Raw genomic sequence first — 22,073 nt, forward strand, 5'->3', positions numbered from 1 at the left:
CGACGAGGTCAAACCATGCAACTTCAAACCGGCAACCTGTTCAGCGTCGAAGGGCAGCGCGGCGGCGACGAGCGGATCGACATCCTCGTCACGGGGCAGCGCCTGAATGTCGAGCGGATCGTGTCGATGGGGCACGCGAGTCCCGACGGGTTCTGGTATGACGACTCGCGCGCCGAATGGGTCGTGCTGCTGTCGGGGGCGGCCGTGCTCGAGTTCGAAGAGGGTTCGACGCGGCACGACATGCGCCCCGGCGATTACGTGCTGATCGAGCCGCATTGCCGCCATCGCGTCGCGTGGACGCATGAAGACGAGCAATCCGTCTGGCTTGCGATGTATTACGAACGCTGAAGAAAGTATTGGCGCGCGACGCAATCTGACGATTAGCCGGCGCGCCACGCGCTGAATGACACAAATCGCCATCAACCCGGAGCGGTCTTTGAATACCGCCGGTATCGATGCCCAATATCGCCGGACAGCGCGCTGAACCGCGCGCCGGTGCGCGTCGAGAACCTTATTCCTGGATCAGGAATCGATTGCGATTCTTTGCATCCTTGATCCATGCGGGCGCGCGGCCGCGGCCGGACCAGGTTGCTCCGGTCTTCGGGTCGCGATACTTGGCCTGCACGGGGGCGGCTGCTTGCTTGGCCGACCGGCCTCGACGTACGCCGAAAATGTCCTTCTCGGTAATGCCGAATTCCGCGACCTTGGCGCGGATGTCGTCGACGATCGACTGGAATTCCGCGGCGCGCGCTGCTTCGGCTTTCTCGGCCAAAGCTTCCATTTGGGCTTTCAGTTCCTTGTAAGTTGCCATATATCGCTCTTGGGGTTGTGTGTTCACACATGATAGCGGTTTCAATCGGAAATGATGAGGAAATTCTCTCCGACTACGAATTCCATCGGCGATATGGCGCGCAAGACTGCTTCGAACACCTGAAAAGTGCGTCGCATTTGGCGAACGCATACATGATTGCCGAGAAGCACAAACGGTCTGGCTACGTCTCTTTGGTCGTTCGAGGCGGAACCTATCCTTCGGGACACGCCCCTGAGACTCAATTATTCTTGATATTTTTTCGGAAGAATCGGGGAATTCACTGATGAACAGAAACGATAAGCTGCGGCAGGTGGCGGCCGAATTTGGATTCGATCCGGACGAGGAGATCAAGATCGGCGGAAAGTACACGCCCGTTCTGGTCGACGGGAGCACGGCCTATATTGCCGGCCAGATTCCCCGGGTGGGAGAAGTGGTGCACTTCGTCGGCGTGGTGGGTGAAACCGTTTCGCTGGACGACGGTCGCCGAGCGGCCGGAATATCGGCGCTGCGAGCGCTGTCGCTGATCGGAAAGTATTGCGGCACGCTCGATGCGATATTGGCTGTTCCGCGCATGACCGTGTCCGTGCGAAGCGCGCCCGGCTTCGCGATGCAAAGCGAAGTGGCCGACGGCGCGTCCGACGTTTTGTACGCGGTGCTCGGCGACGCGGGGCGCCATACGCGCTCGTCCGTCGGCGTGCTGCAATTGCCCAAGGGCGCGTCGGTGGAAGCGGATTTCATTTTCGCGCTGCAGCGTAGCAATACGGGAAACTGATATATCCACGACCCGGCATGGCCGGGCCTGGGCGAGCGACTGCGCTACTGCACGGGCGTAAGGACCGGTGCACCTTTGTTCTTGATCAGGAACACGACGAACCTTGCCGGCTTTGTGCTGCTGGCATTTCGTCCGACCGTGTGCACGTCTTCCGGGCCTTCGTGGAACGTGTCGCCAGCGTGGAGCGTGACCTCCTTGCCGCCGTTCAGGCCCATCACGATACTGCCGTCGAGCACGTAGACAAAAGCGTGCGCATCGTGACGATGAACGGGATCGACGCTGCCGGGCGGATAATCCACGACGATCATCTGGACTTCCTTGCCAGGATACTCGGGCAACGACTGTGTGGTCAGCGGTGTGACCTTCGCTTGCGGTGCGGCGGCGGCCGGCTGAACGGCCATCAGCAGCGACGATACCAGCGGCGCAAGAACAAGCATGATGCGTTTCATGTCGTCACTCCAGGTTGGCCTTGTCCAGCCCGAACATCTTGTCGAACGAGCCGGGCGCGATGCGGAACGCGACATTCAGCCGGTTCCAGCTGTTGATTGCGCCCACGAGGAAAGTGAGATCCGACAACTCCTTCTCGGAATAGTGCGCGCGGACGTGCTCGTAAAGGTCGTCCGGCACGCCATGCGCGGGGAGGTGGGTCAGTGCGTCGGTCCATTCCAGCGCGGCACGCTCGCGCGGCGAAAACAGCGTCGACTCGCGCCAGATCGCGACGTGATGCAGGCGCAATTCGCGCTCGCCGTGGATTTTTGCCATCTTGATGTGCATGTCGACGCAGAATGCGCAGCCATTGAGCTGCGATGCACGAATCTCGACGAGTTCGCGGACCAGCGCCTCGATCGTCGTTTTTTGAAACAACCCGTCCAGCTCGACGAGCTTCTTGGTCAGTTCCGGCGATTGCTGAAAGTAGTTGATACGTTGCGTCATGATCTGTTCTCCTGATCTGTGGAAGCGCTACTGCCGAACCTGCGTATGACGATTCACCGCAGGACCTGCCTGGCAACCATCGTAGTCGTGTGCCTCAGGGGGCAGTAGTGCCGGGAACGTGTGCACTATGTTGTCGCTTCGGCACCAATCGTTCGTCGGGGTAGCTGTCGACTGCACATCGTTGGCGTGCAGTCATGCCGACACCGCGATGACACTGCAGATTCCCTGTCGCGTCATCTTCGTGTAGGGGCACAGGCGTTCCGTGTCGCGGACAAGACCTTCCGCGACATGCTGGTCGACACCCGGCATGCGGATGGTGACGTCGGCAATCAGCGCATATCCGCCATCTACCGGATCACGACCGAACGATACTTCGACACCCACGGTCGTTTCCCGGATGTCGATCTGCGCGCGTTGGGCCAGCAGGCTCAGTGCGCCGTGAAAGCATGCGGCGTAGCCGGCGGCAAAAAGCTGTTCGGGATTGGTGCCGCCGCCCGGGCCGCCGAGTTCGACGGGCAAGCGCAGATCGAGGACGAGACAACCGTCGTCGGATTTCGCGACGCCCGATGCGCGGCCATGCCCGGATTCGCCTCCGGAGACCGTAACTTTCGTCGTGTAGAGCGGGGCGAATTCCCGCCCCCGGTATTTGTCGAGCAGTGTCAGCGACGGAGGTTGCAACCTCTCGTTCTCCATATGCCTCCCGGTTGCTTGTATGGCCAACGAACCTTGCGTGTCGAGGCGGCGCGTTGTTTTTCGAAGCGAATCAGCGCAATGGCGCAGGTCTTGCCTGCGAGTCGATCCCCATGACCGTTATCGGAAAGACGGACCAAGCGCACCTGCATGCTAGGCAAAGACGAGTCGCCGTACCAGATCGACGAGGGATGCATGGTGTTGCCCGCTCTGCACCAATCGGGTGAGGACGCGGAGCAGTCGGTTGCGCCGATCTCTCGCCGAATGCAGAGACGGGGCGGATTGGTGTCAATGAGGAACGGGAAAGTGTTCCGGTACGGGTCTACCTGCGCATGGGTTCGGCTCCTAGTATTACGGCACGGCAATGCGGCCGATCAGGAACGCCGACGGGCCATGGATTTCGATAGCGCCCGACGCACGCGTTCTTGATCGTGATTTGCCGTCGCCAATGGTGTGCCACGAATGCAACGGCAACTGTTCCCGAAACACGTATTTCGGGCGGGAGCAGTTTTGTCTTCGATCGGGAAGACCGTGACCGACTCTTCGACTTGCGCGTGCAAGCGGCCCATCGGCGACGCGACATGCGATGCGCATAAGGAATCGGAGGCTTGCGATGGAAACGTTGAATATCGATTGGCTGGCGACTTCGCTGGCGCCGATTCGAACGGAATCCGGTGTCGAAGCAGGGGCTCATCTCGTCAGTGAGCGAGAAGGGTATGTACACCACGGAATCTACGCGGGAAACGGACGGGTTATTCACTATGGCGGCTTTCATCATTCCACCAGACGGTGCCCGGTGGAATGCATTTCGTTGCGTCGCTTCGCGGCGAACAAAGGTGTCCGTGTTCAACCGGAACCGGATGCCCTTTATACCGGGATGACCGTTGTCGAGCGGGCCAGATCGCGGCTTGGCGAAGACCGATACAAGCTTCTGACGAACAACTGCGAACACTTCTGTACCTGGTGCGTCCGGGGTGTCGGGCGCAGTGAGCAGGTGCGCCGTGGCTTGAGGAATCCGTGGATGGGCATCAGAACATTGTTCGCGCTTGCGAACGAGATGCTTGCTTCGCGCTCACGCATGAAGTCGTGCCGTCCTGATGAAATGAGCTCGAATCACGCTGCGTTTCCGCCGATACCGGAACGACCCCGCATGGCGGTATTTCTGCAATTGGTTTTCCTTGGCTACTACGTGACGAGAAGAGCAATGAACGTTCTTTCAATCGCCGGGCGACACACGTCACGCGTGTTCAGGGCGGGTGTGCCGGTGATCGTGGCAACCGGGTTGTCGGCGTGCGCGAATTACGCAGGCATTCATGGCAATGCGGCGGTGGCTGATACGCAGCAGTACGCGACGCAGCAGAGCCTTCCGTTCGAGCGAGGCCATTGGCCCGCGGCCGATTGGGCCGATCAGTTCGGCGACGGCCAACTGAAAGCACTGATCGACGAGGCACTGAGAAGCAGCCCGACGCTCGACCAGGCGCGCGCGCGCGTGGCGGCTGCGCAGGCCTATAGCGAATCAGCGCATGCGGGAACGATGCCGCGCGTCGACGCCAGCTACGCGCTCACACGCCAGCAATTTTCAGGAACGGCGCTCGTTCCGCCGCCGTATGGCGGGTCATGGCAGACGGAGAATCGGGCCATCGTCAGCGCTTCGTATGAGCTCGATCTCTGGGGCAAGAAGCGCGAGGCGCTGAAGGCGTCGGTGTCCCGGCTTCAGGCGAGCCGTGCCGACGAGGAAACGGTCAGGCTGACGCTCACGACGTCGATCGCGCGCACCTATAACCAGCTCGCGCGCCTGTACGTGTTGCATGACATCGCGGAACAGGAAATCGCTCGGCGCGAGCAGATCGATCGCATCACCGCAGGCCGTATCGCGACAGGGCTCGACACGCAGGTCGAGCGCGAGACCGCACGCGCGAATCTCGCGACGAGCCGCGCCGTGATGAAATCGCTCGACGGTCGGATTCTGGCGACGCGCTATCAGATCGCCGCGCTGCTTGGCGCCGGCCCCGATCGGGGTTTGCAGATCGCGCGCCCGGCACTCGGCATGGGCGACGACGTTCGCCTGCCCGACAACTTGCCCGCGGATCTCGTAAGCCGGCGACCCGACATCGTGGCTGCCCGGTGGAACGTCGATGCGATCGCACACGACGTGAAGGAAGCGAAGGCCGAGTTCTATCCCGACATCAACCTGAGCGCCGCGATCGGACTCGACGCGTTCGGCTTCGGCCGCTTCCTGATGGCGGCGAGCCGTACGGCATCGGTCGGCCCGGCAATCCACCTTCCAATCTTCGACGCGGGTGAACTCCGCGCGAAACTGAAGGGACGCTACGCCGACTTCGATTACGCCGCCGCGACCTATAACCAGGCGCTCGTGACCGCGTTGAGCGAAGTCGCCACGCAAATTGCCGACGTGCGTTCGACGGATGCGCAGCTTGTCGATGCGCAGACTGCGCAGCAAGCCGCGCAGAAAGCCGCCGAACTGGCGCTTGCGCAGTACAAGGCCGGTCTCACGAATCAACTGACCGTGTTGAACGCCGACGTCAATGCGCTTGCCGCCGATCAGAGCGTCGCGAATCTGCGCATGAACCGCCGCGATCGGCAGATTGCGCTGGCTTCCGCACTGGGCGGCGGTTTCGTCGACACGTCGTTCGCGGACTCGGGAGCCGCGGCGCGCACCGACGTGTCCGCATCCGGCACGCCTGCCGTCGCCGCGCGCTGAGCGTCTATCCATCGAATCTGCCTGGAGAATTGAAATGAGCGAAATCAACCCGCCGGTGCGCAAGCCGGTCGATGCCGCCCGCGTGAATCATGACCCGTCGCCGTCGGGAGGCGACGATGCCGGAAGAGAACCCGCGACGCGGCGGCGCGGGATGCTGTTGGCGCTGCTCGGCTTGGCGGTCGTCGCATCGTCGGTCGCGTATGGCGCGTACTACCTGACGGTTGCGCGCTACCACGAATCCACCGACGACGCGTACGTCAGCGGCAACCTCGTGCAGTTGACGCCACAGGTGGCGGGTACCGTCGTCGCCGTGAATGCCGACGATACGCAGATCGTGAAGGCGGGCGATCCGGTCGTCGCGCTCGACAACGCCGATGCGAAAGTCGCGCTCGGCAACGCCGAAGCCATGCTGGGTCAGATCGTGCGGCAGGTGAGCAGTCTTTACGTGAACAACGATCTCTATGCCGCGAACGTCGCCCAGAAGCAATCCGATCTGGCACGCGCGCAGGACGATCTGCGCCGCCGTCAGGCCGTTGCCGGCACGGGCGCCGTGTCGACGGAGGACATCGCACACGCGCGCGACACCGTGACGGCCGCGCTCGCCGCGCTCGATGCAGCGCGTCAACAGGCGCAAGCCAACCGTGCGTTGACCGATCGCACGACGATCGGCCAGCACCCGAACGTGCAGGCCGCCGCGTCGAAAGTGCGCGATGCGTATCTCGCGTACGCGCGCAATGTATTGCCAGCGCCGGTCACGGGCTATGTGGCGAAGCGTTCGGTGCAGGTCGGCCAGCGTGTGTCGCCCGGCACGCCGCTGATGGCGATCGTGCCGCTCGACGGCGTGTGGATCGATGCGAACTACAAGGAAAGCCAGCTGCGCAACATGCGCGTCGGGCAACCCGTCACGCTGACGGCCGATGTGTATGGCGGCAAGGTCAAGTACCACGGCCGCGTCGTCGGCTTCTCGGCGGGCACGGGTAGCGCATTCGCGAGCTTGCCGGCGCAGAACGCCACGGGCAACTGGATCAAGATCGTCCAGCGTTTGCCCGCGCGCATCCAGCTCGATCAGAGGGAACTCGACGCGCATCCGTTGCGCATCGGCCTGTCGATGGAGGTCGATGTGGATACGCGCGACAACACCGGCCCGCAACTCGGCGCGGCGATGAATACGTCGTATCGCACCGATGTGTTCGCCGAATACGGCGCGCAGGCAGATGCCGAGATCGAGAAGATCATCGCGCAAAACATCGTGACCGGTCGTGCAGTGCCGACGGGCCCCGTCGTCTCGTCCACACGTTCCGCAAAGCGCTACGCCAGGGACAGGAGCGGCGCCGAACAGCGCGCAGGCTGAGTCGCCTCCCGGAGCGCGTGTCGCGGTCGTGCTCCGGCCATTCAATCGTCTGACGGGCCGGATCGATGCGCCGGACCCGTCGAATACTTCAGACCGGAAGCGAGATGAATTCCTCGATGCAACTTGCACCAGCACCGCTGACCGGCGGAAAGCTGGTTCTTGCGACACTCGCCGTCGCGCTCGCGACGTTCATGAACGTGCTGGATTCGTCCATTGCCAATGTTGCGATTCCAACCATCTCGGGAAACCTCGGTGTATCCGTCGACGAAGGCACGTGGGTGATCACGCTGTTCTCTGCGGCCAATGCCGTCGCGATTCCGCTGACGGGCTGGCTCACGCAGCGCGTCGGGCAGATCAGGCTGTTCGTTGCAGCCATCGTGCTTTTCGTGTTTTCGTCGTGGCTGTGCGGCGTCGCACCGAACCTGCTCGTGCTGCTCGCAGCGCGCGTCTTGCAGGGAGTCGTCGCAGGCCCGCTGATTCCGCTTTCGCAAGCGATTCTGCTGGGTTCGTATTCGAAAGAGAAAAGCTCGACCGCGTTGGCGCTATGGTCGATGACCGCGACGGTCGGCCCGATAGCCGGCCCCGCGCTGGGCGGCTGGATCACCGACAGCTACAGCTGGTCGTGGATCTTCTACATCAACATTCCCGTCGGCCTGTTCGCGGCCGGCGTGGCGTGGATGATCTATCGCGACCGGGAGACGCCGGTGCGCAAGCTTCCCATCGACAAAGTCGGGCTGATGTCGCTCGTCGTGTGGGTCGCGACGCTGCAGATCATGCTCGACAAGGGCAAGGATCTCGATTGGTTCAACTCGCCCGTGATCTGCGCGCTTGCCGTCATCGCCGCCGTCAGCTTTCTGTTCTTCCTGATCTGGGAGTTCACGGAGAAGAACCCGATCGTCGATATTCGCCTCTTCGCGGTGCGAAATTTCCGTGGCGGCACGATTGCGATCTCGGTTGCGTATGCGGTGTTCTTCTCGAATCTCGTGATCCTTCCGCAATGGATTCAAGGCTATCTGGGCTATCGTTCGGTGGATGCCGGGCTCGTGACGGCGCCGCTCGGGATCTTCGCCGTGCTGCTCGCGCCCGTGATGGCTAAAATCATGCCGAAGTCCGATGCGCGGGTGCTCGCGACGCTGGCCTTCCTGGGCTTTGCAGGCGTGTTCTTCATGCGCTCGCATTACACGACGAACGTCGATCCCTATACGCTGGTGCTGCCGACACTGTTGCAAGGTATTCCGATGGCACTCTTCTTTACGCCGCTGACCGCGATCATCCTGTCGGGATTGTCGCCGGACAGAATTCCGGCGGCCGCGGGCTTGTCTAATTTCGTGCGCGTATTCGCAGGCGGCGTCGGCACGTCGTTGATTGCGACGGGCTGGAACAACCGAACGATTCTGCACCATGCGCAGCTCGCCGAGCAGTCGAGCGTGAACAATCCCGACTATACGAGCGCCATCGCGAACCTTCACGCGACGTTCGGCGGCGGCGTGGATCAGGCCACCGCGTTCTTCGAACGCGCGTTGAATGCACAGGCCGCGATGCTCGGATTGAACGATATCTTCTGGCTGTCGTCGATCGTCTTCGTCGTGATCATCCCGCTGGTCTGGCTCACGAAGCCCGGCAAGGGCGGTGGTGGGGTAGCGGCGGGGGCGCACTGAGTGCGGTCGTTTCCGGCGGCGCCTCTCGACGCACGGTGACGGTCGATCGGCAGCCGCCGAGATCGTTGGTGCAAGAACAGCGGTCGATTCCGGTTCTGTTCAGATGCCCCTCGGGCCGCAGACGTGACGCGTTACGACTCTTTCGACATGGCCCGGCGGCAGAAGGGCGACTACGTTCCCCATTCAGCGCAGTGCCATCCTGGTGCAAGCGCCAATTCGCTAGGTGCTACGTACCGGTTTCGCGGCGACGATCGGTTTCTCCGAGCGGCACTGCGGCAGAAACAACTGCTGCGTGCGAGGCAGTCGATGCCGGCCATGGATAACGCGACTCTGCGGCGCCGAAGACCAGCGAGTTTGCGGGATCGATGACGATCTTCGTTCCCGCCTGAACATTCTTCAGCCTGTCGTACGGTATCGTGCGCGCGCTGGATATGAGCGATGCTGCAATCAGGATATCAGCGTGTGCGCAGGCCGGTCCTTTGCCGGACCGGCCGCTATCTGCTCGCTGTTTGCTCGGTGTCGTCCCAGGAGCCGCCACCCGACTCCCGGCAGAGTTGTCGTCGCCGTCGTGCAATCGGTGGGAACATGGATTCGATCAGGAAGATGCTTGAAACCGGAAAGGCAGGGATGATGGCCGCCGTCTACGGAAACGTGCTGCGCGAGGCGGTGGAGGCGCTGTCCGCTGCGTTGCGGCGCGCCAACCTGATGGAGTGGAGTCGCACCGTACCCGGATACTCGGGCACGTTGTGGACGCGACTGCCATCAATGCGTGAAAAGCGTTCGCTCTGCTCCGCCGATTGCCGCGTCATTCATCGCCATGATCGGCTCGACGTCGAAACCTTCGACACGCCATGCATCGATCCCGCCAGTGAGCGGCAATGCAAGCTTGACGCCGGACAGTCGCAACTGCCTGGCCACCGACGCCGCAGACACTTCGTGCGGGCACGCGCAATGGATGACGAGCGTCCGGTTCGCCCCATAGCGTTCCATGATCTGCCGGGGCTTGCGTTCATCGGCAATCACGGCGCCTGGAATGACGAACGGATCGCGCATGCGTCGTTCGGTGGAGCGGACATCGATCACGACCGGCCGCGGATTGTTCGCGAGCAACGCATGCAACTCCCCCGCGCTGATCCGCGCCTTCCCGAGCGCATTGGCCAGCGTAAATCGCCGGCAGTAGCGATACGCGACATACAGCAGCGGTGCAACGCCGACGACGATAAGCGCATGCCAGCCGAGACGGGCGACAAGGGAAAAGATCACGTCGACCTGCGAAGCGAATATGGCGCCGATGGCCAGGCCGACCGATGCCCAAAGCGCAACGCCGGCGCAATCGTGCAGGACGAAGTGGCGCAGCCTGACGGTCATCGCGCCGCACAGCGGAACGGCAACGAGCGACAGGCCAGGTACGAACCGTGCAACGACCAGCACGCGGACACCCCAGCGCCCAAAAAAGCGCTCCGTCGTCCGCACGCACGTTTCACGCGACTGCGACAATTTGCAAACGGTATGAAGCGTGCGCTTGCCGTACCGCTTGCCGCCCTGAAACCAGACCAGGTCGCCGAGCACGCCGCCCATCACGGCGGCGCCCAGTATCGCAGCGAAATGCAGCAACGCTGCCGACGCAACGTGCGTGACGAGCGCAATGCCCGCTCCCACCGTGATCAACGTCGGTATGGCAGGCAAAGGCAGGCCCAGCGAAGATCCAAGCACGTTCAGGAATACGACCAACGTGCCATACCGTGCGATCAGTTCATGCGAAATCATGATGCTCTCCTTGTGGCTTGCACGTACCGGTCTCGAAGGTCGTTCATTGCGCTGCCGCAGACTGCGGTGTCCGACGCTGCCTCCGGACTTGCCGTCATCGAAACGGTCCGACATATCGAGTCGGCAACGGAGACAGCCGGACCGCACATCGGCAGACGTCCGGCCCGGGAAAGCACCGTTCGCTCGCACGGTGGAAAACACGGCGGCGCGGCACCGTGCGCCGCAGTTCTCCGTCTTTGCCGCGGCTATGCTCGACCAGCCCGAACGGAATGACCGGGGGAAGAAGCCTATATGCGCTACCTGGCGGCGGACGGCTCTTTTTCCGGCTCGTGTCTTGCTGACGAAAGCACGTCCTTGCCGGGCCCGGCAGTTTCATTGGCATCCTGTCGATAGCGGTGCACGTCGCGTGTGACGAAGCCGATCTCGCGGCTCGGAATCTCGAACCACTCGGGGTGTCCGAACGAACGGCGAATATCCTCGAGACCGCTCGCCCAATGCTCGCGCATCGTCTCCTTGCTGAATTCGTAGTCCTTGTAGTGCCCCTCGAACGACTTGTTCTTGTAGATCAGGTGCACGACATTCACCGCGCTGCCGTCCGCCGTTTTCTGCGCCTCCTGCAACAGAGGGTGCGCAAGCCGCACGTCTTCTGGTATGTGTTCGAGCAGCGCCTTGATCATCTGCGCATGCTTCTGGTTCTGCGACATGAACGCGGTGATGGCTCGCGTGCGGCTCGAATATTGAATGTCCTTGGTGCGCTCGCTGACATCGAGGAAATCGCCCGGCAGCTTGCCTCGCGAGCTCCACAGGTCGATCTGGAAAACGAGCGTGTCCTTGTGCTGGCTTTCCCGGATGATCTCGGTGAGCGGCGTGTTGGAAACCAGCCCCCCGTCCCAATAGAACTCGCCTTCGATCTCGACGGCCGGAAAACCCGGCGGCAGCGCACCGGAGGCGATGAAATGCTCCGGTGCCAGATGCATTTTCGTATTGTCGAAATAGACGAGATTGCCCGTTCGCACGTTGACGGCGCCAACGGATACGCGAATGTTCCCGTCGTTGATGCGATCGAAGTTTGCGTACCGTAAAAGCGTTTCACGCAACGCCGACGTGTCGTAGTGGCTGACCTGGTCGGGGCGCTTCCGGCCGATCCCAGCGAAAGGCACATGCATGCGCGGAGAGAAGAACCCGCTCTGACCTTCCATCAGCGTGCGCGTTGCGGCCCATGCGCTGGACCACTTGCGACCGATGTCTTCAAGTCCGGGCCACGCCGGCATGAACGCACCAATGTGCGAGAGCGCATCGGCCGGCTGACTGATGGTGTTCCAGAAGCCGCGTAACGCGTCCGCTCGATCCGCGGGCGCATTGCCGGCGATGATCGCCGTATTCAGCGCACCGATCGATACCCCGGATATTCTCGTCGGCTCCACGCCGACTTCGGCCATGCCTTCGTATACGCCGGCCTGGTATGAGCCGAGTGCGCCACCGCCCTGCAGCACGAGCCCGATTTCGTCGTATGCGGGGAGATCGATGCGATGGGGTTGCTTCAGCTGGTTACGCTGGCTCGAATACATGGTTTTCTCCTTACTGCATGAACCAGCCGTGGCTGACGACGATCGATTGTCCGGTGAGCGCGTTCGATTCGACACCGGCGAGGAAGGCAACGGTGTTCGCGACATCGGCCAGCGACGTGAATTCGCCGTCGACCGTCTCCTTCAGCATCACGTCCTTCACGACCTGCTGTTCGGAGATTCCCAGCGCCTTCGCCTGTTCGGGGATCTGCTTGTCGACCAGCGGGGTTCGGACGAAGCCCGGGCACACGACATTGGCGCGCACGTTACGCGGCCCGCCTTCTTTCGCGACAACCCGCGCGAGACCGAGCAATCCGTGTTTCGCGGTCACGTAAGCCGACTTGAGCTGCGAGGCCTCGTGCGAATGCACCGAGCCCATGTAGATCACCGAGCCGCCCTTGTTCGACGCGTACATGTGCCGGATCGCGGCCCTGGTCGTCAGGAATGCACCGTCGAGGTGAATGGCGAGCATTTTCTTCCAGTCGGAAAATGCGTAGTCCTCGATCCGGTTGACGATCTGGATGCCGGCATTCGACACGAGCACATCGATGCCGCCCAGCCGGTCCACCGTTTCGGCTACACCCGCATCGACCGCTTCCTCGCTGGTTACGTCCATCGCGATCGCAAGCGCTTTCCCTCCGTCGGCAACGATATCGTCGGCGACCTTTTTAGCGTTCGCGAGATTCAGATCCGCAATTACCACCGCTGCGCCGTCTTTCGCGAGCTTGCGCGCGCACACTTCACCAATACCGCTAGCCGCACCTGTCACGAGTGCAACCTTGTCGTTCATTGACATACGTCCTCCGGGAGGTTACTGGTTGACCGCGAGTTTCAACGACTCGGCAGGGGCGAGATAGTCATAAGCCACTTCGCCGATATCGAGCGTGAGATTCGCAATGACGTGACGTGCGCCGATCACCTTTCGAATCGGCAGATCGGCGACCGATGCGAGTGCGTGGGGATGCAGTTCGAGCGCTGCAGGCCCCTCCCAGGCGCCGATCACGTCGACATCGCGCAGGAAGAAGCGCACGAGTTCGCAGATGCGAGCCGAGCCATCGACGTGCGGAACGACCTTGAGCAGATAGTTGGGCGTATCGGCGAGCTTGCGGCGTTTGGCCGCCGTGTCGAGGGCGCGATACTTGTAACCCATCGTTCCGGTGGCGATGCGCTGCGTGCCGTAGTCGAGCGTGCCGAGCAGGGTGTCCTTGCCGTCGATGCAGAGCTTCGGCGAAGCCAGCTTCTTGGGAAAACCCCAGATTTCGCGTCCGGCTGCGATCGGGCCTTCGTCGTCCAGATACATCGCGTGCGTGAAGTTGGCGCGATTGCCGTCCTCGTCGAGCACGGAGAGCACCTGGCCGCTTTCCGTGTAGTCGCCGAATCCCGACGAATCGGGCATGCGGATGAACTCGTAATGGACGATTGCGTTGTCGACCGTCAGGGGTACCGGAACGATGGATCGCAGTGCGTCCATGTCCGTTTCGTACGAGATGATGAAGTACTCCCGGTTGATGAAGCGGAAGGGCGGACGCGGATACGCCGGGTTGTGCACGGGCATCGCAAAGGCGTTGTTGCGGATATCTTCTTCAGTCACGGATCGTTCCTCGCTTGGTGAGGTGCTGCGTAACACCCGTCGCCACGGCTTTTTCTGCCGCGGCGAATGACGAGCGATCGCGCAAGGCAATGAGGACTTGCCGCGCGCGTTTGCACGTTTCTCTCTTACGGTGTCGCGTCGTTTCCCGGATCGCATCGGGCAGCGTGAGCGGCCACCGTCAGGACCAAGCGTAGGCGATGTCGTGTTGCGGCAGTAGCCCCGAAAAGAACCTCACCGTGTTGTCTCGGCGACAACAATCAACGACAGGAGGGCAGATGCACAACGATGAGACATGCCGGCCTGAATACACCGGATTCCCTATAACGCGATGACCGTCTGGCTCGACGGATCGCCGGCATGTTCTCCGAGAATATTTTTCAGATCGCGCTCGATCGAGCTGCACATCGTCGAGATGGGAACGTCGTTTGCGCCGCCCTCGAACGGATTTTCCGTGCTTTCCCCAACCTGTTCGAGCGATGTGTACATCCACGATACCGCGACGCTGCATGGCACGACCAGCCACACCATGTTGCCGTGCATGAAGCCGCTCACGCCGTCGTTCAGTCTGTCGAATTCGTGAAGCAGTCCGAATGGGAAGGAGAAGCAGAAGAATCTCACGAACAGCGAGCTGACCGTCGCATACTGGCGTGGATAGGGAAAGTTCTTGAAGCGTTCCGATTTCGACTGGAGATCGACGAATTCACCGACAAGCTTTTGAAGCTCCATATAGAAGCTTGAATTCAGGTGTCCCGCCCGGTGAAGCATCCTGATCGATCTCCCTTGCAGGTTCAGCACGCATGTCGGGATCGAGGCGGAAGAAAGCGCCTGCGCTGTTTCGGACGGAGACAGATATTCCGGCAATAACTTGCCGAGGTCCTTTTCCCACTCCGGAACACGATAGAACCGGCGATATTCGGCGTTGTAGCGTTTGTTCGTGCTTTCCCAGACAAGCGGTCGACGCAGGTCGTATCGCAGCGCGGTCAGCCAGGCCAGGTGCCGGTACACCAATTTCCGGGCAATCGCTTCATCTTCGACCAGATCCCGCGTGAGCTGGCCCCAGCGGCGGCTTTTGCTCAGTATGTCGGTCCAGATGTCCAGGGCATCCATTGCCCTGTTGTACGTTTGAACGTTCTTGAAGCCGACGATGAACGACGTTGCAGTTCCGAGCAGCACCACGATCGTAAGGGTACGGATAACCATGTGAAGGAGAAGAACTTGTAAAGCACAACCGGTACGGAGCCGAAAATAAGAAGTTCGTAAATTTTCCAGCGAGTCCAGATCAGGAACTCGGAGAACTTATACGATTTTCCAAGATGCATTTTTGTGCCTCGGGATATTGAAGGTGACGATGAAAACGGGTTGCCGACAAGGTGCGCGGTCGCGCGAATCCCCGCTCCGTCTGACCACGGCAGGGCCGCTTCCCGGGCGCTGCGCATTCGGTCTTCGTGACGTATGGGCGGAAGATCTTCCGTTACGCATGATGCCCGACGCTTGATTCGGCGGAGCAGGATTGATTGGTGCCGAAGAGGCAACACCATGAGCCCGATCGCAGGTCTACCGGGCCAAACCGCGCCGACCTACGATGACTTCGTGCGGCGCTCGTGAAGAATCGCCGAGTAACGAAGCAGGCACCCGTTGCATCGAGATCGGTGCCTGTCGTGGATCTTGCAGTTTTCCAACCGAAGGCAAAAATCATGTCGCAGAATATCTTGATCGTGGGTGCCGGCTTCGCCGGAGTGTGGGGTGCACTGGGTGCGGCTCGCGTGCTTGACAAGGCCGGTGTGGGAAGCGGTGACGTGGAAATCACGTTGATCTCCCCGAAACCCGAATTGCAGATCCGGCCGCGGCTGTACGAAAGCGAGCCGCAACGGATGGCCGCACCGCTGCTGCCGCTGCTCGATGCTGTCGGCGTGAATTTCGTCGAGGGCAGTGTCGAGGAGATTTCCGTCCGCGAGAAGACGCTCAGCGTTGCCCTTGCCGATGGACAAAAGCGTTTGCTGGCGTATGACAGGTTGCTGCTGACCAGTGGCAGCTCGTTGAGCAGACCGCCGGTTCCGGGGTTGGCAGAACATGCGTTCTCGGTCGATCGTATTGACGACGCGGTAGCGCTCGATGCGCATTTCGCAGCGCTGGCGAAGCTGCCGGAGTCTCCGGCACGCAATACGGTCGCCGTTGTCGGCTGCGGCTTTACGGGTATCGAGGTCGCCACGGAATTGCCGAAGCGCTTGCGCGAGTGGTTTGGCGCCGACGTTGCGAGTCGTGTCGTCGTGATCGGAGCGCAGGACGATATTGGTCCCGATCTCGGCCCCAATCCTCGGCCGTACGTATCGGAAGCCTTCGACTCGCTGGGCATCGAGACCGTACTCGGATCGCGCGTCGTGTCAGTCGGGGCAGACGGCGTTCGCACCGAGTCGGGCACCCATGTCGAAGCGATGACCGTGATCTGGGCCGGCGGGATGCGTGCGAGTTCACTGACGGCGCAAGTCTCGTCGCATCTTGACCCCCTCGGGCGCGTCGAGGTCACGCCCGATCTTCGCATGGCGGAAGCCCCGCACGTGTTCGTGGCGGGAGATGTGGCGCGCGCCCGGAGCGACGATGACGGGCACTACGCATTGATGTCCTGTCAACACGCGATCGTGATGGGACAATTCGGCGGGCACAACGTCGCCGCGGATCTGATCGGGTTGGCCACGCTGGAATACCGACAGCCGTTCTATGCGACCTGCCTCGACCTTGGCGAATGGGGCGCGGTTTACTCGGAAGGCTGGGATCGTCAGATCAAGCTGACGCACGCGGAAGGAAAGGTGCGCAAACAGGTGATCAACACGCAGTGGATCTACCCGCCGGCGCCGAATCGTGCCGAAGCGTTGGCTGCGGGTAACCCGCAAGCGTCGTTCGATTGACCCGTTCGCGCCGCCTGAGCAGCTGCGATATGCGCAGCCACTCAGGCGGGCGGCGAGTCAGTCGACGACGGTCACGATATTGACCGACCCCTGTCTGGCCATCTTCGCATACGGGCACAAGCGTTCCGCAGTTCGAACCATCTCTTCCGCCGTGCTTCGATCTACACCTGGCATCCGGACCCGCACATCGATGACCAGTGCATAGCCGCCATCCATCGGATCGCGGCCGAACGACACTTGCACCTCCACGACCGTGTCGGCGATCTCCATTGCGGCGCGCTTCTCGATCAGGTTCAGGGCCCCATGGAAGCACGCGGCAAAGGCCGCCGCGAACAGTTGTTCGGGATTGGTGCCGTTGCCGGGGCCGCCGAACTCGGCGGGAAGCCGCAGATCCACGGCAAGATTCCCGTCATCCGAGCGCGCCACGCCGGATGCGCGGCCGTGCCCCGTCTCGCCGCCGGAAACCGTGACGGTCGTCGTATAGAGGGGATGGAAATCCCGGCCCCGATACCGGTCGAGGAGGGAAAGCGGGGGGGCTTGCAGCTTCTTGTCGTGCATGATGCATTCTCGAGTTCAAAGACGCGCATTCCGATCCCGGTTGATCGATTCGTCGAAGCGTCTTGCGCGGGCGGGCCGCACTGCCCGGGCAGACATCGTCTTCGGGAAATGGCATGGAACGAACGGTCATGTAAGGAATGCGGCAATCTCGTGGTGCAGCCCGATTCCCGGTTAGTCCGCGGGACAAAGCCGCCCCCATGCTAAAGGAGTACGGGCGGCGGCGGTATGGCTGCCGACGGAGACATGATGTTTCCCGTTCGACACCAATCCGGACCGACAGCGTCTGGCTGTCGCCGGGGGCTTCATGATGGCCATTGCGCCGATCCCGTTCGCCAGCCCCGGCAAAACGCGGGTGCGGGCTCGTACCGCCGAGTGCGACTGCCGCGTGCCGGGCTTCAGCGATCCACGCACGCGCGCAGCGTTTGTGCGAGGCGACGCGCTTCGCCGGCATCGGCGATGTTCGCGAATCCGATGATGAGGCCGCGCGGCGTTTGCCGCGTGCGGCTGTTCGCATACCAGATGGACAGCGGCAAGATCGCGAGCCCCGCGTCGCGGGCGCGCGCGGCAACGGCGACGTCGTCGACCGGGCCGTCGGACCCCTCGGGGAACCGCACCGCGAACTGGATGCCGCCGGCTGGCAATTCGACGATCAGGCGCTCGCCGAACGCCTGCTGCAACGCGTGCACGATCAGCGTGCGTCGCTCGCCATACAGCGTGCGCATCCGCTTCAGATGGCGGGCAAAGTGCCCCTGTTCGATGAAATCCGCCACGGCCGCCTGCAGGAGCGTCGGCGAGCCGGCGTTCATGCTGCCCGCGACCCGTTCGACGCGCTCCACGGCGCGCTCGGGCACGACCGCGTACGCAAGCCGCAAACCGGGATACATCGCCTTGCTGAACGTGCTGCAATAGATCACGTGATCCCGGCGGTCGAGACTCTTCAACGCCGGCAGCGGGCGGCCCAGATAGCGAAACTCGCTGTCGTAGTCGTCCTCGACGATCCAGCCCGACGCTTTTTCGGCCCAATCCAGCAGGGCGATGCGCCGGGCAAGCGACAGCGTATGCCCGAGCGGGCTCTGATGCGACGGCGTCACCAGCGCGAAGCGCGCACGTGCGTCCAGTTGCATGCCGCGCTCGACGTCGATCCCTTCGGCGTCCACCGGCACCGGCACCAGCTGGACACCGGTCTCGGACAGAAAGCCGCGTGCGAGCAGATAGCCGGGATCCTCGAACCATACCCGGTCGTCCGGGCGCGCGAGGCTGCGCAGCACGAGTTCCAGCGTCGCGCGGTAGCCGCCGGTGACGAACACCTGTTCCGGCGCGCAGGTGACGCCGCGCGACAGGGTCAGATAGGTGGCGATGTGCTCGCGCAGCGGCCGGTAACCAAGCGGATTCGGGTAGCCGAGCAGCGCGCGGTCGCTGCTGCGCGCGCGCAGCGACACGAGCCGGTGCCATACCTTGCGCGGAAATGCGTCGAGCGCCGGGAGCCCGGGCTGCAACGGACGCGGCTCGCCGCTCATCGCGACGGCGATCGGCTGCCGGCGCGGCGGAGCTTGATTGCCGAGCGGCATGTCCGACGCCGGGTGCGAACCGGCGTCTGAGGCGCACTGTGCCGGTTCGACGGCACGCGCGGGCAGCGAACCCGTCAGCGACATCGGCAGGGACGGCGATACGAACGTGCCTGCCGCGCCGCGCATTTGCAGATAACCCTCGTCGACCAGGATCGTGTAAGCCTGTTCGACGGTGCCGCGCGCGGTGTTCAACTGCGTCGCCAGGCTGCGCAGCGCGGGCACGCGATCGCCGGGACGCAGATGGCCCGCGGCGATCGCGGTTCTGAACCGCTCGCAAATCTGCAGATAGATCGGCAACTGATGGTGCCGGTCGATTTCGATGGTCAGGGCGGGCGTCGACGCGGACATCATGGCCTTGTGGATCGCGGGAACGGACACGGCATGGACTAGTTGGATCGACGATTCTTGGCTCTTATCGATAGGACATGATTCTTCCACAATTGCGCCATGCGATGTGACGGGTATGACCTTCTTCGTCGGAGGCGAGGCGGCGCCCGTCACGCGCCCCGCGCATTCAAATGAAATCCTTTCGTCAGGAGATTTTGCGATGAAGATCGTTGTCATCGGCGGTTCGGGCCTGATCGGCTCGCGTGTCGTCACGCTGCTCGGCGAAGCGGGCCATGAGGCACTTGCCGCATCGCCGCGCACCGGCGTCAATACCATCACGGGCGAAGGCCTGACCGACGCGCTGACCGATGCGGACGTCGTCGTGGACGTGGCGAATGCACCGTCTTGGGAACCGCAGGCGGTGCTGGACTTCTTCCGTACTTCGGCGCGTAATCTCGGCAAGGCTGAAGTGGCCGCAGGCGTGCGCCATCACGTCGCGCTGTCGATCGTCGGCTGCGACCGGATGCCGGAGAACGGCTATTTCGCGGCCAAGGTCGCGCAGGAACAGGCGATCGAAGCAGCGGGCGTGCCGTACACGATCGTGCGCGCCACGCAATTCATGGAGTTCATCGGCGGTATTGCGGATTTCGGCACGGAAGGCGGTACGGTGCGCATCGGCGACGGGCTGTTTCAGCCGATCGCCGCGGAAGACGTCTCGGCGCTCCTCGCACAGATCGCGCTTGCCGGGCCGCTGAACGGCACGGTCGAGATCGCGGGCCCGGACCGCGCGCCGTTCGCGGAGATCGTCGCACGCTATCTGAAATCGGTCGGCGACACGCGCGCCGTGGTGACCGATCGCGACGCTCGCTACTACGGCGGCCGCGTCGAGGAAAAATCGCTGGTACCGCTCGGGAATGCGCTACTCGGTCGCATCGGTCTCGACCAGTGGCTCGCAAGAGGCTGATTCGCGTTTCGCAAGGAGGGCGGTTCGCAGGCGTATGCGTGCGACGTGCAATCGGGATGAGCGGGATGTCTGGGGGCAGCGGAAATGAATCAATCGGATACGTCGGAGCACGGCGTTCGTCGTGACTTGCCAGGCCGCGCCGACGCTTTGTCAGCGAGCTTCGGTGCAAGCTATGCGGGCATCCTTGCGTTCGTCGCGGTGGCGAGCGAGGGGAGCTTTACCAAGGCCGCCGAACGTCTCGGCGTCGGCCGGCCGGCCGTGAGCCGGAACGTCCAGAAGCTGGAGGCGCAGTTGAGTACGCGGCTGTTCCAGCGGACCACGCGCATGACCGAACTGACTTGCGAAGGCCAGCGATTCTTCGAGAACTGCCACCAGGGCGTTGCGCAGATCGTGGAAGCCATGAACGACATGCTGGAACTGCGGGAGGGACCGCCGCGCGGCCTCATTCGTATCAGTTCGGCGGTGGGATTCGGCAGGAAAGTCGTTGCGCCGCTGCTGGAAACGTTTGCGAACGCTTACCCGGACATCGTCATCGATCTGCTGCTCGACGACCGGCCGATCGACCTGGTCGCGGAACGGATCGACGTGTCGTTTCGCAACGGACGCATCGAGGACTCCAGCATCATTGCCCGGCAACTGATTCCGATGCAGATGGCTCTGTGCGCGGCGCCGTCGTATGTGGCCAGGCATGGCCTTCCGCAGCATCTGGAGGATCTGGCCCGGCACGAGTGCATCAATTTCCGTCTTGCCAGCGGTCGCATATTCGAATGGGAATTCAATGTCGACGGCCGCGTGCAAAAGTACCTGCCGACGTCCCGCCTCACGTTCAACGACACGGATCTGGTATTGCGTGCGGTTCTGAGTGGATCGGGCATTGCGCAGATGGCGGGTTATCAGATCCGTGACCATATCGCATCGAACGAGCTCGTTGTCGCGCTGGCGAAGCATGTGCCCGACGATCGCGGGCACTATATCTGCTATCTCAGCCGACAACATCTTCCGACGCGCATTCGAATTTTCGTCGACTTCATGACCGAGCAGATACGTGCACTCGACCTGAACTGCATGACGCGGTTCAACCCGGACAGCCCCGATGCTTCGCCAGCGGAACTGGCAGCGCGACGAAGCGGTGGAAGAGGGCCGTCCGGGCCCGTGCACGCGGTCCCGCATCCGATTGCGCTCCGCCGTTGATCCCGCACCGAGATCCGTTCGTACACGCTGAAAATCCCCGTTTCCGACTCGCCCGACAACAGCGCACCGGCGGCAGGCCGTTCGAGTCGGGCGCTATCGCGCAGCAGCGCCGGCGGGCAGCCGCGTGCTCGCCGGCCATTCCGCTTCCCGTCATTTCCTGAAACCGCCACTTCCCCGATTTCGGCCGGCATCCCCACTTTTGGGGATGCCGGTGCCGGGCAGTCCGCCTACGATTGGCAGCAGGGCATCGGGGATGGATGTAACCGGAACGCACGGACAGGGTTGCCATTCCGTGTCGAACGCCGGCAATGCCCACGCAGTCGACTGACACAGGCTGGGCGTACGCTGACGGGCAACGTGTGCGGTGCATCATGCCTCACTGCATCGCCGCACGATGGCGCGTTGATGACGGAAGGCCTGATGTCGCATTTCGGGGAATTTCAATCAATATGCTGGCACGAGACTATGTAGAACGAGAGCTTTCTCACATCCAGAGAATGGTGGCTCTCCTGGACAGCGAGACGATCGCTGACGACGTGTCGATGTCGGGCGCCGCACGCGTGAGGCACCCGAGTTACTGGCGAGGGCGGATCGAGGAACTGCTGTCGACGCCCGACGTGCCGCGTCACCTCAGAAAGCTCAGCGAAACGGTGCTCGCGAAAATCGACGAGATGGAATCGCGATACGTGGCGATGAAGTAAG

Annotated in this window: 19 protein-coding genes and 1 pseudogene; 9 read left to right on the forward strand and 11 right to left on the reverse strand. The window is 62.4% G+C overall.

The window, feature by feature from the left end; all coding sequences use genetic code 11:
* The first annotated feature begins 15 nt into the window (after nucleotides 1-15).
* Nucleotides 16-348, forward strand: coding sequence for a cupin domain-containing protein (locus FPJ27_RS00465; protein ID WP_204421018.1), 333 nt, complete (start codon nucleotides 16-18; stop codon nucleotides 346-348).
* 163 nt (nucleotides 349-511) lie between these two features.
* Here FPJ27_RS00465 and FPJ27_RS00470 read toward each other — a convergent pair whose 3' ends face one another.
* Nucleotides 512-811, reverse strand: a complete 300-nt coding sequence (locus FPJ27_RS00470; protein ID WP_034182467.1) for an H-NS histone family protein — start codon at nucleotides 809-811, stop codon at nucleotides 512-514.
* 283 nt (nucleotides 812-1,094) lie between these two features.
* Here FPJ27_RS00470 and FPJ27_RS00475 point away from each other — a divergent pair, with 283 nt between their 5' ends.
* On the forward strand, nucleotides 1,095-1,583 hold the full coding sequence (locus FPJ27_RS00475; RefSeq protein WP_204421019.1) for a RidA family protein: 489 nt from the start codon (nucleotides 1,095-1,097) through the stop codon (nucleotides 1,581-1,583).
* A 44-nt stretch (nucleotides 1,584-1,627) separates the two neighbouring features.
* Here FPJ27_RS00475 and FPJ27_RS00480 read toward each other — a convergent pair whose 3' ends face one another.
* The 3 genes from FPJ27_RS00480 to FPJ27_RS00490 all read right to left on the reverse strand — a co-directional run bounded on the left by FPJ27_RS00480 (nucleotide 1,628) and on the right by FPJ27_RS00490 (nucleotide 3,209).
* Nucleotides 1,628-2,032 carry a cupin domain-containing protein gene (locus FPJ27_RS00480; RefSeq protein ID WP_204421020.1) on the reverse strand — a complete coding sequence of 135 codons (405 nt, stop codon included), beginning with the start codon at nucleotides 2,030-2,032 and terminating at the stop codon, nucleotides 1,628-1,630.
* A gap of 4 nt (nucleotides 2,033-2,036) precedes the next feature.
* Nucleotides 2,037-2,516, reverse strand: a complete 480-nt coding sequence (locus tag FPJ27_RS00485) for a carboxymuconolactone decarboxylase family protein (protein WP_204421021.1) — start codon at nucleotides 2,514-2,516, stop codon at nucleotides 2,037-2,039.
* A 192-nt stretch (nucleotides 2,517-2,708) separates the two neighbouring features.
* Nucleotides 2,709-3,209 carry an Ohr family peroxiredoxin gene (locus FPJ27_RS00490; protein ID WP_204421022.1) on the reverse strand — a complete coding sequence of 167 codons (501 nt, stop codon included), beginning with the start codon at nucleotides 3,207-3,209 and terminating at the stop codon, nucleotides 2,709-2,711.
* A 610-nt stretch (nucleotides 3,210-3,819) separates the two neighbouring features.
* On the opposite strand from FPJ27_RS00490, the gene FPJ27_RS00495 reads away from it, so the two are divergent.
* The 3 genes from FPJ27_RS00495 (at nucleotide 3,820) to FPJ27_RS00505 (ending at nucleotide 8,937) form a co-directional block, all read left to right on the forward strand.
* Nucleotides 3,820-5,928, forward strand: coding sequence for an efflux transporter outer membrane subunit (locus tag FPJ27_RS00495; RefSeq protein ID WP_204421023.1), 2,109 nt, complete (start codon nucleotides 3,820-3,822; stop codon nucleotides 5,926-5,928).
* A gap of 34 nt (nucleotides 5,929-5,962) precedes the next feature.
* The gene (locus FPJ27_RS00500) at nucleotides 5,963-7,279 is read left to right on the forward strand and encodes an HlyD family efflux transporter periplasmic adaptor subunit (RefSeq protein WP_204421024.1); all 1,317 of its coding nucleotides are present in this window, start codon (nucleotides 5,963-5,965) and stop codon (nucleotides 7,277-7,279) included.
* Nucleotides 7,280-7,383: 104 nt separating this feature from the next.
* A complete protein-coding gene (locus FPJ27_RS00505; protein ID WP_204421025.1) occupies nucleotides 7,384-8,937 on the forward strand; it encodes a DHA2 family efflux MFS transporter permease subunit in 1,554 nt (517 codons plus the stop codon).
* A 762-nt stretch (nucleotides 8,938-9,699) separates the two neighbouring features.
* Here FPJ27_RS00505 and FPJ27_RS00510 read toward each other — a convergent pair.
* The 5 genes and pseudogenes from FPJ27_RS00510 to FPJ27_RS00530 form a co-directional block, all read right to left on the reverse strand.
* Entirely contained in the window at nucleotides 9,700-10,704 is a 1,005-nt protein-coding gene (locus FPJ27_RS00510; protein ID WP_204421026.1) for a VTT domain-containing protein, read from the reverse strand.
* A gap of 296 nt (nucleotides 10,705-11,000) precedes the next feature.
* The gene (locus FPJ27_RS00515) at nucleotides 11,001-12,272 is read right to left on the reverse strand and encodes a patatin-like phospholipase family protein (protein ID WP_204421027.1); all 1,272 of its coding nucleotides are present in this window, start codon (nucleotides 12,270-12,272) and stop codon (nucleotides 11,001-11,003) included.
* A gap of 10 nt (nucleotides 12,273-12,282) precedes the next feature.
* Nucleotides 12,283-13,065, reverse strand: coding sequence for a 3-hydroxybutyrate dehydrogenase (locus FPJ27_RS00520; protein WP_204421028.1), 783 nt, complete (start codon nucleotides 13,063-13,065; stop codon nucleotides 12,283-12,285).
* 15 nt (nucleotides 13,066-13,080) lie between these two features.
* The gene (locus FPJ27_RS00525) at nucleotides 13,081-13,860 is read right to left on the reverse strand and encodes an acetoacetate decarboxylase (protein WP_204421228.1); all 780 of its coding nucleotides are present in this window, start codon (nucleotides 13,858-13,860) and stop codon (nucleotides 13,081-13,083) included.
* Between the two features lie 318 nt (nucleotides 13,861-14,178).
* A pseudogene (locus tag FPJ27_RS00530) lies at nucleotides 14,179-15,179 on the reverse strand (bestrophin family ion channel).
* A 375-nt stretch (nucleotides 15,180-15,554) separates the two neighbouring features.
* Between FPJ27_RS00530 and FPJ27_RS00535 the strand changes: the two are divergent.
* Nucleotides 15,555-16,763, forward strand: coding sequence for an FAD-dependent oxidoreductase (locus FPJ27_RS00535; RefSeq protein ID WP_204421029.1), 1,209 nt, complete (start codon nucleotides 15,555-15,557; stop codon nucleotides 16,761-16,763).
* 57 nt (nucleotides 16,764-16,820) lie between these two features.
* Here the strand turns inward: FPJ27_RS00535 and FPJ27_RS00540 are convergent, their stop codons facing one another.
* Nucleotides 16,821-17,321 (reverse strand): Ohr family peroxiredoxin, encoded by a 501-nt coding sequence (locus FPJ27_RS00540; protein ID WP_204421030.1) that lies wholly within the window; start codon nucleotides 17,319-17,321, stop codon nucleotides 16,821-16,823.
* A gap of 395 nt (nucleotides 17,322-17,716) precedes the next feature.
* Nucleotides 17,717-19,237: a PLP-dependent aminotransferase family protein gene (locus FPJ27_RS00545; protein ID WP_204421229.1), complete on the reverse strand. Its 1,521-nt coding sequence runs from the start codon at nucleotides 19,235-19,237 to the stop codon at nucleotides 17,717-17,719.
* A 199-nt stretch (nucleotides 19,238-19,436) separates the two neighbouring features.
* Between FPJ27_RS00545 and FPJ27_RS00550 the strand changes: the two genes are divergently transcribed.
* From FPJ27_RS00550 to FPJ27_RS00560, 3 genes are all read left to right on the forward strand, one after another.
* On the forward strand, nucleotides 19,437-20,180 hold the full coding sequence (locus FPJ27_RS00550) for an SDR family oxidoreductase (RefSeq protein ID WP_204421230.1): 744 nt from the start codon (nucleotides 19,437-19,439) through the stop codon (nucleotides 20,178-20,180).
* A gap of 84 nt (nucleotides 20,181-20,264) precedes the next feature.
* Nucleotides 20,265-21,371, forward strand: coding sequence for a LysR family transcriptional regulator (locus FPJ27_RS00555; protein WP_239483153.1), 1,107 nt, complete (start codon nucleotides 20,265-20,267; stop codon nucleotides 21,369-21,371).
* 449 nt (nucleotides 21,372-21,820) lie between these two features.
* Entirely contained in the window at nucleotides 21,821-22,072 is a 252-nt protein-coding gene (locus FPJ27_RS00560) for a hypothetical protein (RefSeq protein WP_072440505.1), read from the forward strand.
* Nucleotide 22,073 lies beyond the last annotated feature (1 nt).

Origin of the sequence: Burkholderia sp. MS455 (assembly GCF_016899445.1) — a bacterium.
GTDB classification, from domain to species: Bacteria; Pseudomonadota; Gammaproteobacteria; order Burkholderiales; family Burkholderiaceae; genus Burkholderia; species Burkholderia pyrrocinia_C.

Excerpts from the sequence above, each read along its gene's own strand:
- FPJ27_RS00475 (WP_204421019.1), top strand. The coding sequence starts at position 1,095 with ATGAACAGAAACGATAAGCTGCGGCAGGTGGCGGCCGAATTTGGATTC.
- FPJ27_RS00465 (WP_204421018.1), top strand. The coding sequence starts at position 16 with ATGCAACTTCAAACCGGCAACCTGTTCAGCGTCGAAGGGCAGCGCGGC.
- FPJ27_RS00515 (WP_204421027.1), bottom strand. The coding sequence starts at position 12,272 with ATGTATTCGAGCCAGCGTAACCAGCTGAAGCAACCCCATCGCATCGAT.
- FPJ27_RS00510 (WP_204421026.1), bottom strand. The coding sequence starts at position 10,704 with ATGATTTCGCATGAACTGATCGCACGGTATGGCACGTTGGTCGTATTC.
- FPJ27_RS00555 (WP_239483153.1), top strand. The coding sequence starts at position 20,265 with ATGAATCAATCGGATACGTCGGAGCACGGCGTTCGTCGTGACTTGCCA.
- FPJ27_RS00495 (WP_204421023.1), top strand. The coding sequence starts at position 3,820 with ATGGAAACGTTGAATATCGATTGGCTGGCGACTTCGCTGGCGCCGATT.
- FPJ27_RS00520 (WP_204421028.1), bottom strand. The coding sequence starts at position 13,065 with ATGTCAATGAACGACAAGGTTGCACTCGTGACAGGTGCGGCTAGCGGT.
- FPJ27_RS00500 (WP_204421024.1), top strand. The coding sequence starts at position 5,963 with ATGAGCGAAATCAACCCGCCGGTGCGCAAGCCGGTCGATGCCGCCCGC.
- FPJ27_RS00480 (WP_204421020.1), bottom strand. The coding sequence starts at position 2,032 with ATGAAACGCATCATGCTTGTTCTTGCGCCGCTGGTATCGTCGCTGCTG.
- FPJ27_RS00535 (WP_204421029.1), top strand. The coding sequence starts at position 15,555 with ATGTCGCAGAATATCTTGATCGTGGGTGCCGGCTTCGCCGGAGTGTGG.
- FPJ27_RS00490 (WP_204421022.1), bottom strand. The coding sequence starts at position 3,209 with ATGGAGAACGAGAGGTTGCAACCTCCGTCGCTGACACTGCTCGACAAA.
- FPJ27_RS00550 (WP_204421230.1), top strand. The coding sequence starts at position 19,437 with ATGAAGATCGTTGTCATCGGCGGTTCGGGCCTGATCGGCTCGCGTGTC.
- FPJ27_RS00485 (WP_204421021.1), bottom strand. The coding sequence starts at position 2,516 with ATGACGCAACGTATCAACTACTTTCAGCAATCGCCGGAACTGACCAAG.
- FPJ27_RS00560 (WP_072440505.1), top strand. The coding sequence starts at position 21,821 with ATGCTGGCACGAGACTATGTAGAACGAGAGCTTTCTCACATCCAGAGA.
- FPJ27_RS00505 (WP_204421025.1), top strand. The coding sequence starts at position 7,384 with ATGAATTCCTCGATGCAACTTGCACCAGCACCGCTGACCGGCGGAAAG.
- FPJ27_RS00545 (WP_204421229.1), bottom strand. The coding sequence starts at position 19,237 with ATGTCCGCGTCGACGCCCGCCCTGACCATCGAAATCGACCGGCACCAT.
- FPJ27_RS00470 (WP_034182467.1), bottom strand. The coding sequence starts at position 811 with ATGGCAACTTACAAGGAACTGAAAGCCCAAATGGAAGCTTTGGCCGAG.
- FPJ27_RS00540 (WP_204421030.1), bottom strand. The coding sequence starts at position 17,321 with ATGCACGACAAGAAGCTGCAAGCCCCCCCGCTTTCCCTCCTCGACCGG.